Annotated in this window: 9 protein-coding genes; 6 read left to right on the top strand and 3 right to left on the bottom strand. The window is 68.6% G+C overall.

Going from position 1 to position 11,833, the window contains the following annotated elements:
- Nucleotides 1-135: 135 nt before the first annotated feature.
- Together ABZX37_RS36855 and ABZX37_RS36850 are read right to left on the bottom strand one after the other, a co-directional pair.
- Nucleotides 136-3,234 carry a TIM-barrel domain-containing protein gene (locus tag ABZX37_RS36855; protein WP_354747570.1) on the bottom strand — a complete coding sequence of 1,033 codons (3,099 nt, stop codon included), beginning with the start codon at nt 3,232-3,234 and terminating at the stop codon, nt 136-138.
- A gap of 105 nt (nt 3,235-3,339) precedes the next feature.
- Entirely contained in the window at nt 3,340-4,161 is an 822-nt protein-coding gene (locus tag ABZX37_RS36850) for an N-acetylmuramoyl-L-alanine amidase (protein ID WP_354747576.1), read from the bottom strand.
- A 139-nt stretch (nt 4,162-4,300) separates the two neighbouring features.
- On the opposite strand from ABZX37_RS36850, the gene ABZX37_RS36845 reads away from it, so the two are divergent.
- Together ABZX37_RS36845 and recR are read left to right on the top strand one after the other, a co-directional pair.
- The gene (locus ABZX37_RS36845) at nt 4,301-4,657 is read left to right on the top strand and encodes a YbaB/EbfC family nucleoid-associated protein (protein WP_344265967.1); all 357 of its coding nucleotides are present in this window, start codon (nt 4,301-4,303) and stop codon (nt 4,655-4,657) included.
- Nucleotides 4,658-4,660: 3 nt separating this feature from the next.
- Nucleotides 4,661-5,257, top strand: coding sequence for a recombination mediator RecR (recR, locus tag ABZX37_RS36840; protein ID WP_354747568.1), 597 nt, complete (start codon nt 4,661-4,663; stop codon nt 5,255-5,257).
- Nucleotides 5,258-5,504: 247 nt separating this feature from the next.
- On the opposite strand, the gene ABZX37_RS36835 is transcribed toward recR, so the two are convergent.
- A complete protein-coding gene (locus tag ABZX37_RS36835; protein ID WP_354747566.1) occupies nt 5,505-6,602 on the bottom strand; it encodes a UDP-N-acetylglucosamine 2-epimerase in 1,098 nt (365 codons plus the stop codon).
- Between the two features lie 112 nt (nt 6,603-6,714).
- On the opposite strand from ABZX37_RS36835, the gene ABZX37_RS36830 reads away from it, so the two are divergent.
- The 4 genes from ABZX37_RS36830 (at nt 6,715) to ABZX37_RS36815 (ending at nt 11,830) form a co-directional block, all read left to right on the top strand.
- Nucleotides 6,715-7,734 carry a glycosyltransferase family 2 protein gene (locus tag ABZX37_RS36830; RefSeq protein ID WP_354747564.1) on the top strand — a complete coding sequence of 340 codons (1,020 nt, stop codon included), beginning with the start codon at nt 6,715-6,717 and terminating at the stop codon, nt 7,732-7,734.
- Nucleotides 7,731-9,035 carry a hypothetical protein gene (locus ABZX37_RS36825; protein ID WP_354747562.1) on the top strand — a complete coding sequence of 435 codons (1,305 nt, stop codon included), beginning with the start codon at nt 7,731-7,733 and terminating at the stop codon, nt 9,033-9,035. The genes ABZX37_RS36830 and ABZX37_RS36825 overlap by 4 nt, the downstream gene beginning before the upstream one ends.
- Nucleotides 9,036-9,118: 83 nt before the next feature.
- Nucleotides 9,119-11,065, top strand: coding sequence for a DUF6541 family protein (locus tag ABZX37_RS36820; protein WP_354747560.1), 1,947 nt, complete (start codon nt 9,119-9,121; stop codon nt 11,063-11,065).
- A 6-nt stretch (nt 11,066-11,071) separates the two neighbouring features.
- Nucleotides 11,072-11,830: a glycosyltransferase family 2 protein gene (locus ABZX37_RS36815; RefSeq protein WP_354747558.1), complete on the top strand. Its 759-nt coding sequence runs from the start codon at nt 11,072-11,074 to the stop codon at nt 11,828-11,830.
- Nucleotides 11,831-11,833: the final 3 nt, after the last annotated feature.

Below are 11,833 nucleotides of genomic sequence, written 5' to 3'. Positions count from 1 at the left end.
GGTGGGGTTGCGGCGTGGCCTTGGCCGCCGCAGCTCTTGCCGCGGGCGGATTTGCCGTCCGTGAGGGGAACCCTGAGGGAATCAGAGTCCCTCAGGGTTCCCCTCACGGACCTCGCCCGGGGCGTCGTCGGTCAGTTACCGCACGAGCCGCACGTTCAACGGATGCGGTGTGGGCGGTGCCTGCACGGTTACCGTCCGGGTCGCGGCGTCCCAGGTCCAGGCTCCGCTGCGACGACCGTCCACGTACACCGCGGACGGCGCGGTCGCGTTGGTGAACCGGACGGTCCATGCCCGCTGCGCGGCGCCGATCGCGAGCGTCGCCGAGTGGGCGTTTTCGGTGTAGCGCAAGGAAGTCGTGGTGCCCGCCTCCTGGAGAGTGAACGCGCCGTCGTGGCCGCGAGCCACCGTGGCGGTCGCGGCGGTAAGCGGTTCGTCGCCGGGAACGTTGCCGCTGCGGGTGACCATGATTCCGCCGGAGCGCAGGAATACCGGCATCGTGTCCAAACCGGTGGTGACCTGTGCGGTGGTGCCGCCTCGGTAGGTCTTGCCGGTGAAGTAGTCGGTCCAGTCGTTGCCCGGCGGGAACCAGACGCTTGTGGTCGCCGTGGCGCCTGGACTGGTCGCGGGAGCCACCAGGACATCCGGGCCGTACAGGTATTCCCCGCCAGCTTGGGCGTAAGCCTCCTGCTGATCCGGGTACTGCAGGTACAGCGGGCGCACGATCGGCATCCCGGTCGCGGTGGCCTGCTGGGCGAGCGTGTACGTGTACGGCACGAGATTTTCGCGCAGGTTAAGGAATTTCGTCGCTGACGCGTCCGCGACGGTTCCGTACTGCCAAGGCAACCGGTCGCTGTGGTTGGAGTGCAAGCGGTCGATCGGCTGGAACGTGCCGAGCTGCACCCAGCGCGCGTACAGATCGTCCGGAAGCTTCGTGCTGCCCGGTTCCGTGCCTGGCTGCTGTAGACCGCCGGTGTGGCCGCCGATGTCGTGGCTTATCGCAGCGAGTCCGGTCGCCGCGGATTCTCCCGGCGTGTAGCCGACTTCGAAGGCCAGCGTGGCCCAGTCGGAAATGGTGTCTCCAGTGAAGTGCAGCGTGGTGCGTTTGTCGGCCCAGGGTCCGGTCGGCACGGCTGTCGGCGAGCTGTATCCACCGGCTTGCAGCGAGCCGTACGCGCGGGAGAAAGCGAAGCCGCCGCGCTGTGCGTACTGCTGGTTGATCCACGCGTCTGGAGTTACGCCAGCAAGACTGGATTTCGAGGCGTCACAACACCAATCGAGCCACCAGACGTCGTTGCCCTGCTGCTCCATCGGCCGGTGCAGGTCGAAGTAGGCCCGTAGCTGGTCGGGGTCGCCGAAGTCGAAGACGTAGCAGTCTTTTCCGCAGCTGGGCTGAAGTTTGCCTTTCGCGGTCGCTTGCGCTGCCGGGAACTGCGGGTCGTCGCCGCGGATGCTGGGGTGGATGTTCAGCGACGTGTGCAGGCCCTGGTCGTGTGCCCACTGGAAGAATGCCTTCGGATCGGGGAAGCGGGTCGGATCGATTTCCCAGCCGTTCCACCGGTCCGGCGATTTGAAGTCGGTGTCGACGACGAGCATGTCGAGGGGCACGTGCTGTTCGCGGAACTTGGGCACGATCGTCTGCTGGAAGTCGGCGGCCGTGCGGTCGTAGTACTCGGAGTACCAGACGCCGTAGGCCCAGCGGGGAAGCAGCAGGGACGGTCCGGTCAGCTGGGCCAGTTCCTGCAGCGCGCGGCCGTAGTTCTGGCCGTAGGCGAAGACGTATCCGTCCTGGTAGCTCTCGCTGCTCGGTCGCTGGGTGACGACTTTGGTGCGCGGGTCGTACAACGCCGAGGCGGTGTCGTCGAGGAGGGACCAGCCGTCCTGGTAAAGGATTCCGGGCGCGGAGACTGCGCTGCCGTCCACGCCGTCGAGACCGCGTCGGTAACCGCCGAGCGGCGCGTGCGGGGCGAGCAGTGCCGAATGCGCTCCGGTGATAGCGACGGTGTCGAGGTTGACGTGGCAGCTCGCGTCCGGGCAGGACAGCGTGACGGTGTTGGTGCCAGCCTTGAGCTGGACCGGGATTGTGGTGGTACGCCACGAATTCCAGCTGCTGGTCGACGGCAGGGTCAGGTTGGTCGAGGTGCTGTTGGCTTGGAGCGTCAACGAGGTCGGCTGGGTTTGGCCGGAAACGGCGGTCGCGTCGGCGTAGCGGAGTTGCAGATCGTAGGAACCGCCGCTGGGGACGCCGGTGATCGTCAGCGCGTCGGACGCACCGGCTCGTTCCATGCCTGCGAGGAAGGCTTTGCCGGAGTGACCGTCGTGGTCGCTGGCCGGGTGCGCGCCGCCGGCTAGCGCGCCTTGCTCGGCCTCGCAGAGAACGCCGAAGGCGCACGGCGTCGGCGCGGGTGGCACGGGCTGGGGGTACTCGGCGCCAGTGTTGACCACGGCAAGGCTGTCGATGTTGACGTTGCCCGAGTCTGCGGTGCCGCGCTTGACGGTCACCTGGTGCTGTCCGGCGGGCAGGGTGATTGGCGCGGTCGCGAGGGCCCAGGTGTCCCAGTCAGCGGTGGCCGGGAGCGTGATGGTGTGGGCGTCGGTGCCGTCTACGAGGACGGTGAGCGTGCGGGCGGTGTGCTGACCGTCGCCGCCGGTTCCGTTGGCGTAGCGCAGATCCAGCTGGTGGTCACCGGCAGCGGTGACGCGGAACGACAGGCTGTCGCCGGGGTTGGTGAAGCCCGCCGCGAAGCCGTCGCCGGTATAGCCGCGGTGGTCGTTGGCCGCGCCTGGCCCGTTGAGCTGCAGTTGTTCGGCTTCGCAGAGGGTGTCGAACGCGCAGACCGGAGTCAGCTTGCCCGCCCACGGCCGTGCGGTGACGTCCTGGCTGCCGGTCCGCAGTTGGACGGTCAGGTTGTCGTCGGAGAACGCGCCCGAGTCGAGCTTGTAGCGCAGCTTGACCGCACTGGTCTGGATGGTGAGCCAGCCGTCGCGTTTTGTTGCCGTGTAAGGGGTTTTGCTGAAACCGCTGCGACCGATCGCGTTGAACGTACCGGCGTCGACGAACTTGGCGTCGCCCGCGTACTCGGTCCGGATGAGCGTCGGCGACAGGACTTCGAACCGCGCTTGCCCGGCGGTCACCGCCTGTGGAGCGGCCTCGGCGACTCCCGTTGACACGAGAGTGCCCGCCATGGCTGTCACGGCCAGCAGCCGCACCAGTCGTCCTCGGAGTGATGTTGCCACCGGCGCCTCCTCGAGAAGTCCCCAGCGACGGTAAGTCGGGACCGATCAAGAAAGAAGGCGGTGTCCGGTGTTCTGTCCGCTCAGTAGCCCTTTCGGCTCTCTGCGTCAGGCGCCGGCCAGGTACGCCTCGATCGCCTTCGCGATGGCCTGCGCGTAGTGCGCCCGGCCCGCCGCCGACGACATCTGCCCGGCCTCGTCGGCGTTGCGCATGTTGCCGCACTCCACGAGCACGGACGGGCGGGTCGACAGGTTGAGCCCGGCCAGATCGTTTCGTGGCGAAAGGCCCGCCGAACCGATGTAAGTGGACGTGGCGAAGCCGTCGTCGCGGATTCCGTCGCGCATGGTGCGCGCCAGCTTCAGCGACGGTTCGCCCTGCGCCGCGTTCAACGGCGGCGCCGAGTACGCGACGTGGAAGCCGTGCGCGGTCGGCGAAGTTGAGCCGTCGGCGTGGATCGAGACCACCGCGTCGGCGTTCGCGCTGTTGCCGATCTGCGCGCGCTCGTCGACGCACGGGCCGACGCCGGAGTCGTTCTGCCGCGTGTAGACGACCTTGATTCCCTTGGCCGCCAACGCATTCCCGACCTCCTGCGCGACGGCGAAGGTGAAGGCGTGCTCCGGGTACCCGGCGTTGGTCGACGTGCCGGTGGTGTTGCACGGCTTGGTCTGCCCGCGTCCGGCGGGCACCTTCCGGTTGATGTCGCCGGGGTGCGAGGCGTTGCCGCCGTTGTGTCCGGGATCGAGCACCACGACCTTGCCCGAGCCGACCGGCGGCACCGCGGACGTCGAGGGCGGGCTCGAAGACGACGACACCGGCGGCGGGCTCGACGACGGGCTGGGGCTCGGGGTCGCCGAGCCAGCCGCGGACGTCGGCGCAGCGGCAGGTGAGGCAGGCGTCTCGCCGCCGCCGGAACACGCTGTGAGCAGCATCAGGCCGGTCAGCAGCGGGAGTGTCTTCGCTCGCACGCGACCACGGTGCCACAGCACACGCGTGCCGCCAGGACGGACGCGCCGGGCGCGCGGCTACGCTGGGGAGGAACACCCAAACGCGGAAGGACCGAGTGCGATCATGGTGCAACCCGGCGGCGGCGGCTTCGACCTGTCGCAGATCATGCAGCAGGCCCAGCAGATGCAGCAGAAGCTGGTGGAGGCCCAGGAGGAACTCGCCAACACCGAGGTCACCGGCACCGCGGGCGGCGGTCTGGTCACCGCGACGGTGTCCGGCGACAGCCAGCTGAAGAGCCTCGTCATCGACCCGAAGGTCGTCGACCCGGAAGACGTCGAAACCCTGGCCGACCTGGTGGTCGCCGCGGTGCGCGACGCGTCGGCGAGCGCGCAGAAGCTCACCGAGCAGAAACTGGGCCCGCTGGCGGGCGGCCTCGGCGGCGGCATGCCGGACCTCGGCAGCCTCGGCTTCGGCGGCTGACACTTGTACGAAGGTGTCGTCCAAGACCTGATCGACGAACTGGGCCGCTTGCCCGGCGTCGGTCCGAAGAGCGCCCAGCGCATCGCGTTCCACCTGCTGGCCGCCGACCCCGCGGACATCGCGCGGCTGCAGGACGTGCTGGGCAAGGTCAAGGAAGGCGTGCAGTTCTGCGAGATCTGCGGCAATGTCTCGGAACAGGAAACGTGCCGGATCTGCCGCGACGAACGCCGCGACCTCACGGTCATCTGCGTGGTCGAGGAGCCGAAGGACGTGCTGGCGGTCGAGCGGACCCGCGAGTTCAAGGGCCGCTACCACGTCCTCGGCGGCGCGCTGGATCCGTTGTCCGGGATCGGGCCGGAGCAGTTGCGGATGCGTGAGTTGTTGAAGCGCATCGGCGAGGCGGACGTCAAGGAGATCATCATCGCGACGGATCCCAACACCGAGGGCGAGGCCACGGCTACGTACCTGGTGCGGATGCTGCGCGATTTCCCCGGGCTGTCGGTGACGCGGTTGGCGTCCGGGTTGCCGATGGGCGGGGATCTTGAGTTCGCGGATGAACTGACTTTGGGACGTGCGTTGTCTGGGCGGCGAGTGCTCTAAGCTTTTCTTAGCAGGGAAGGACGCGGCACTAGTGCCGCGTCTTTTTTTGTGCGCTGGGCGGCTGGGATACTCGGGCGATGAATCCGGTGGGGAAGATTAGGTCGTTCTTCTTCTCGAACACCTGTGGGTCGGAATGGCCGCGCTCTGGTTTTGGTTTTAAGTCGGCAACTGTGTTTTTGGCGTCGGCTTCGCCGACGCGATCCCGCGTTGTGGCTGGGTTGGTTAGTGGTGGCTGGTGGGGGCTGGGTTAGCAGTAGCCTAGTTGTGCGAGTGAGTTCACTACTATGTCTGATGGGTGGTATTTGTCCATCCAGGAATCGCCGCGGCGATTTTGGTACGTGTCCAGGAAATCTTGCAGTTTGTCGCCGCGCATTTCGGTCAGGATCACGTTTTCGCCGATTCCCACGTGCCGCTCGGTGCGGGCTCGGTGGACGGCGCACGGCAGGCCCAGGTAGCCGCATTCCTCCTGCAGGCCGCCGGAGTCTGTTACTACGTACTCGGCTCGTGCGACTAGTGGCAGGAACTTCAGGTACCGCATCTTCGGCTGGGCGATGAACTTGTCGTCGAACAGGTTGTCCAAGCCCAGGGCCCGGATCTTTTCCCGTTCTGGTGCGCCTGCCATGTACAGGATCGGCATCTCGCGGCTCTGCGCGCGCAGGATTTCCAAGACCTCACGGTACTTGTCCGCGCGCGAAACCAGCTCGAACCGGTGCAGCGTCGCCAAGCCGAACTTCTCCGGCAAGTCCGCTACATCCAGCGGCTGGTTGACGACTTGGCGCATCGAGTCGATCGCCGTGTTCGCTTCGGTGTTCACCACGACGCCGCGGGCGTTGCGCAGGTTCTGCACCTCGCGCTCGCTGGGGGAGAAGTGGATGTCCACCAGCTTCCCGGCGATTTTGCGGTTCAGTTCTTCCGGCAGCGGCGACAGGATGCTGCCTGACCGCGTGCCCGCCTCGATGTGGCCGACGCGCGCTTTCAGGACCTTCTTGCCGATCAACGCCCCGTACGGCGTCGTGAACGTGTCGCCGTGCACCAGCACCAGCGGCGGGCGGCCGTCGGACGACAACCGTGCGCGCAGTTCGGCGCGGCGGCTCCACGCGGTGCGCATGACCTGCGCCGCCCAGCCGGGGACCTGCGCCGGGGATTCGAGATTGTGCGCCTGCGGACGCGGCACGAACCACAGCGCGGGTTCCGGCAGCTTCAAATCGGAGAGCACGTCCGCGACCTCGTCCACGTGCTGTGCGGTGAACCAGATTTCCGGTTTCGCTCCGCGCTCGGCGATGCGATGGAACACCGGCGCGATTTTGATCAGTTCCGCGGTGGTGCCGACAACGAACGAAATCACCGGTGGATTACCCAATCTCCGGGCCGGCCACAGCCGGGTGAACAGCAGGTCAACGCCGCGGGCCAGGATGCTGTGCGCTCCGCCCCGCCCGGTACAGGGTAGCCTCGCCGGGGTGAGTGCGAATCCGCCCCTCCCGTCGCTCAGCGTCGTGATTCCGGTCTACAACGAACAAGACTGGATCGACCGCAGCGTCGGCGCGCTGATCGCCTCGGCCGAGGCGGCGCGGTGGCCGGTGGAAATCCTTGTCGTGGACGACGGGAGCACCGACGGCACGCCCGCCCGGCTCGCCCGGCTGCGCGACCAGTTCGGCATCACCGTGCTGAGCCAGTCCAACAGCGGCCGGTTCGAGGCCCGCCGGGCCGGAATGGCGAAGGCGTCCGGCGAATGGCTGCTGCTGCTGGACAGTCGCGTGATCGTGGACACCGGCAGCCTCGGGTTTCTGCGCGACCAGCTGACCGGCCACCCAGAACGCACGGCCTGGAACGGCCACATCAACGTCGCGTCCGAACACAATCCTTACGCCGGTTTCATGGCCGGGCTCGTCGCATTCTCGTGGCGTGAGTACTTCGCGGATCCGAAGCTGACGTCGTTCGGCATCGAGGAATTCGACCGGTACCCGAAGGGCACCGGATTTTTCTGCGCCCGCCGCGATCTGCTCGAGGGCTCCGCCGCCGCTTTCGAATCGCTGTTCGACGACGTCCGGCTGGCCAGCGACGACACCCGCATGCTGCGCTGGATCGCCGAACGCGCGCGCATTCACCTTGCCCCGCAGTTCTCCGGGACCTACCACGGCCGCGATTCGCTCAAGAAGTTCTGGGCGCAGTCGTTCTTCCGCGGCACCACGTACGTGGATTCCTACCTCGGTTCGCCCGGTCCGGCGCGCACCGCGCTGTTCGGTGCGCTCGCCGTCGGCGCGGTCGGAGCCGGGCTGGCCGTGAAGAAGCCGAAAACGACTGCCGCGCTCGGGATCGCGGGGTCGGCGGCGGCCGCCGCCGCGGTCAAGAAGTGCGGGGCCAGCACCGCCGAGGCGCGTGCGGTCGGCACCTTGCTGCCGGTGTTCGCGGCCGGGTTCGGTTCGGGCGTGTTCCGCGGGTTGTTCCTCGCCTTGCGTGCCCGGCTGCGGCGCCGATGAGCGTGGCGGACACCGGAGCGGCGGCCAACGGGGTCGTCCGGGACACCCATCGCACCGCGGGCAAGCTCGGCGGGTCGCTGATCGCGGCGATCATCCTCGGCTACGTCCTCACCGTCGCCTGCGCGCGGCTGCTGCCGCCGGACCAGTACGCCACCTTCCTCACCTTCTGGGGCCTCCTGATGGGCCTCGGCAGTGCGTTGTCCCCGCTGGAGCAGGAGCTCTCCCGGCAGTCCGCGACGGCGGCGCTGACCGGTGGCGTCGCCGGCCGCGGAGCGCTGCGCGCGGTGGCCGTCTCGGCGGCGGCCGCGGGGGCGTTCGGGCTGGCGCTGCTCATCCCGCCGATCAACGACCGGCTGTTCCACGGAGCCTGGGAACTCGCTCTGGTGGTGGTGGCCGGCGGGGTCGCGTTCGCCTGCCAGTTCGGCGTGCGCGGCCTGCTGATCGGCCAGCACCAGGTCAAGCACTTCGCCGGGTTGATCGTCGCCGAACCCGCGGTCCGCGCGCTGGTGCTGGGCCTGCTGGTGATCGCCACCGCGTACCGGCTGGTGCCGCTGGCACTGGCGGTCGCGGCCGGATCGTTCGCGTGGCTGCTGTTCATCCGCAAGGCGTGGCGGCTGCTGGACGTCCGCGCGGACGGCGACGGCTGGGCGGTCACGAGCCGCCGGATGCTCATGCTGCTGCTCGGCGCGGCTCTCACCGCGACGGTCATCACCGGTTACCCCGCGCTGGTCGGGCTGCTCGCCCCCGGCGGCGACCGGGACCGGATCGGCGCGGTGTTCGCCGCGCTGGTCATCGCTCGGCTGCCGCTGACGCTGGTTGCGCCGGTGCAGTCGCTCGCCGTGCCGTTCGTGGTGCGGCTTTCGGCCACCGAGGACGGCCGGAGCAGGCTGCGCCGGGTGCTGCTGCTGGGCACCTTCGCCGCGCTCGCGCTGGCCGCGCTCGGCGCACTGGTCGGCATGCTGATCGGGCCGTGGGCGGTCGAACTCGTCTACGGAGCTGCCTACCAGGTGGACGGCTGGGCGGTCGCCGGGCTCGTGTGGTCGTCGGTGTTGCTGGTGCCGATGCAGTTGCTCACCGCCGTGCTGGTGGCGCGCGCCCAGGCCAACCGCGTGTTGATCACCTGGGCAGTGGTCGCGGTCACCGCGGCGGCGTTGCTGCTCGCCATTCCGGGCGACACCGTGCTGCGCGCCGTCGTTTCGCTCGCCGTCGCGCCGATGGCCGGGCTCGTCGTCGTGCTGGTGTTCGTACTCACCAATTCGTCCGCGGAAGCAACGTCTGACACGGGTGAAGCGTGTTCTTAGCGTCGCAGTAGTGTGAGTTCCGAGCCGCCGGTTCCCGGCGCGCGTCGGATGGCGAAAGCCAATCAGGTTTGGATTCGAATTCGATGAACGTTCTTCTGGTGCTGCTTGCATTCTGGGTGCCCGGGCTCGTCTTCGGAGCGGCCATCCGGTTGCGCGGGTGGACGCTCGCCGCCGCGGCGCCGCTGCTGACGTTCGGGGTCATCGCGCTCGGCGTCCCGGTGCTGGGCGGCCTCGGCATCCGCTGGTCGCTGCTCAACGTCGTGCTGTGGACGCTGGTCCTCGCCGCCGTCGGCTTCGGGCTCGCGTTCGGGGCGCAGCGGCTGCGTGCCCGCAGGCACCCGGACTGGGCGGGCGAGGAGCTGGCGAAGCTGCCGCTGCGCGACCACCTCGTGATGGCGGCGGGCGTCGTCGTCGCACTGGGCGTGGGCGCGGTCACTTTCTTGCGCGGCACCAACGGGATCAACACCGTCCAGCAGGGCTGGGACGCGCCGTTCCACGGCAACCTGATCCGCTGGATCGCCGAACACGGCGACGCCCGGCCGTCCACTGTGGGCACCATCGCGAACCTGCCGAACCAGGGCAACTACTTCTACCCGGACACGTATCACGCCTTGCTCGCGCTGGTTTTCGGCAAGGGCGGGCTGACCATGATGCCCACGCTGAACCTGGCCGCGCTGGCGGTGATTTTCACCGTGCCGTTCGGGATCGCCGCGCTGTGCCGGGTCTGGGGCATGCCCGCGCTCGGCACCGCCGCGGCCGCCGCGGTCAGCACGTGGTTCAGCGCCTTCCCGTACGACTCGTTGTGGCGCGGTCCGTTGTGGCCCTACGTCGCCGGGGTCGCGTTGATTCCGGCGATGCTGGCGCTCGGCCGCTATTTGCTGAAGCCCAACGGCATCGCCGGTCCGGTCGCGATCGGGGTCGGCGTGGCCGGGTTGTGCGGTCTGCACACCAGTGTCGTGTTCGTGGTCGTTGTTTATTTCCTGCTTATTCTCGTCGCCGTTCTCTGCCGTTTCGAGAAGATCGAATGGCGGCGCAGCCTGCCCTCGCTGATCGCGACCGGCGGCCTGGCGATCGTGCTCGGCGTGCCGCTGGTGCTGCCCTCGCTGTACAACGCGGGCGGGGTCACGAGCGCGTACTGGGCGCCGGAGACCACGCTCGCCGGCGGTTTGGGCCAGACGATCACGTTCTCTCCGATGTCGGACTTCCCGCAGTGGTGGATCGGCGTGCCCGCGTTCGTCGGGCTCGTCCTGCTGGTGCGGCATCGGCGGATGCTGTGGCTGGTCGCCGCGTACGTCGTGTTCGGCGGCCTCTTCATGCTGACGGTGTCCGTCAACTCGCCGATCATGCAGAAGCTGACCAGCCTCTTCTACAACGACCACTGGCGGATCGCCGCGCTGGTGCCATTGGTGGGCGCGGTCGCGTTCGGAGAGTTCGCGCACACCGCCGCCGCCTGGTTCGCGCGGAAGACGCAGCCGCGGGTCAACCTCAAGCCGGCCATGCTCGGCGTGGTCGGGGTCGTCCTGCTGCTGGTGGTGTGCGGCGGCCTGAGCAAGGGCGGCTACGTCGGCCGCAACGCGAGCCGGCTGGCCGTCACCTACCAGGACGGGCCGACCGTGTCCAAGGCGGAGGAAGCCGCCTTCACCTGGCTGGGCCAGCACACCGTGCCGGGCGAGCGGGTGATGAACAACCGGTCCGACGGTTCCGCGTGGATGTACGCGCTGGCCGGGGTTCAGCCGGTCGAGTGGACCTTCTACGGCGCCGAGGCGAACACCAAGGCCGCGTACCTGAGCGCGTGGGTCAACGACATCGACAAGTACCAGCAGGTCCGCGCCGACCTCACCGACCTGCGGGTGCGTTATCTGATTCAGGCCAAGGGGAAGGCCGCGGAAAACGCGGTCGAGTCCGTCGGCGTGGCGCGGGTCCGGCCCGGCCCGCAGTTCCGCGTGGTGTTCCGCAACGAGGGCGCGACGATCTACGAGATCGCCGGACAGTCCGGCGTGACCGCCCCTACCACAGCGAACGGTCAGTAAGCGGTTATGGTGGCTGCCGTGTCCAGCACATCCGTGAGCACTCGACGCGTGCTCATCGTGATGCCCGCGCTCAATGAGCAAGACAGCGTTGTTTCGGTGCTCGCTCAGGTCAAGCAGTCGCTGCCGGGTGCGGACGTGCTGGTGGTCGACGACGGTTCGACCGACCGCACCGCCGAACTCGCCCGCGCCTGCGGCGTCCGGGTGGCCCGGCTGTCGGTGAACCTCGGCGTGGGCGGCGCGATGCGCACCGGTTTCCGTTACGCCGCCGCGCGCGGCTACGACGCCGTCGTCCAGGTCGACGCCGACGGCCAGCACGACCCGGACGAGGTCGGCGCCTTGCTGCGGCTCCTCGACGAGGGTGCCGACATCGCGATCGGCTCCCGGTTCGCTGGCAAGGGCGCCTACCGCGCGGTCGGGCCGCGCAAGTACGCGATGGTCGCGCTGTCGCTGGTGTTCAGCAGGCTGTCCGGCAGCAAGCTCACCGACGTCACCTCCGGGTTCAAGGCGATGGGCCCGCGCGCGATCCGCCTGTTCGCCGGCTACTACCCGGCCGAATACCTCGGCGACACGGTCGAAGCGCTGGTGATGGCGATCCGGGCGAAACTGTCCATTCGAGAGACCCCGGTGGTCATGCGCGAACGGGCGGGCGGCAAGCCGAGCCATTCGCCGGTGAAGTCCGCGGTGTACCTGGGTCGCGCGGGCCTCGCCCTGCTGCTCGCGCTCGTGCGCCGTCGTCCGTCCGTCGACTCGTCCGTCGCGGCGTAGGGA

It is taken from the genome of Amycolatopsis sp. NPDC004079 (assembly GCF_040610415.1).
In the GTDB taxonomy this organism is placed as follows: Bacteria; Actinomycetota; Actinomycetes; order Mycobacteriales; family Pseudonocardiaceae; genus Amycolatopsis; species Amycolatopsis halotolerans.
Note: the sequence above shows the minus strand (reverse complement) of the source record. Positions and strands in the feature narration are given on the sequence as shown.